The organism is Aedoeadaptatus acetigenes (genome assembly GCF_025566985.1).
GTDB classification, from domain to species: domain Bacteria; phylum Bacillota; class Clostridia; order Tissierellales; family Peptoniphilaceae; genus Aedoeadaptatus; species Aedoeadaptatus acetigenes.
Genome location: NZ_JAOQJD010000040.1, coordinates 1 through 661 on the forward strand (window position 1 = coordinate 1; position 661 = coordinate 661).

1 protein-coding gene is annotated in these 661 nt (G+C 30.4%); it reads left to right on the forward strand.

The annotated features are described in order from the left end of the window. A partial coding sequence (locus OCV31_RS09665; protein ID WP_267303937.1) for a hypothetical protein occupies positions 1-661 on the forward strand: 661 nt, incomplete at both ends.

The following is a 661-nucleotide window of genomic DNA, read 5'->3' on the forward strand; positions in this document are numbered from 1 at the left end:
ATGGCTTTACCGTTGAAAATAAATATATTAATGAAGAGAGGGCTTATGTGCCTATTGGTAAACATATAATTTTACCGAAAGGAACAGCAGATCAAAAAAGAGAAAATCTTTTATATCTAGTAAATGGTCCAGATGATGAGTGGAATTTCACTTATAAAATTGAAAAGTTAAAAGATAAAGATACTGTTGAACGTGAATATGATCCAATCACAATAACAATTCCGAATATAATTAAGGAAGATAAGAACACCTTTTTCCAAGACATATCACAAAAAATTGGTAGAAACATTTCATCTATTGACCAATTGAGTAATGATGAAATAGACGATGCTTATTATATAGCTAGAGAAAAACTTTTAAGAGTACGCGGAGCTGAAGATCATGAAATTAAAATAGAACAAAATGTTCATGGTGAAGGTGAAGCTATCTTTAGAGTTACAGAAAATCCGTCTAACTATGTTAATATTTCGGACGACAAAAATAACGAAAGATACCATTACTATAAAGTATATAAAGATGAAAACGGTGAATTTGATATATATTGGAATTTTGCGAACAGCTATGACAAGTTAGATAGAAACAACAAGAACTATTTTGAAGACGACGGCGAATATGAAGAATTATTCAAAGAAGCCGTAGGTGAGACTTGGTTTGAATATAT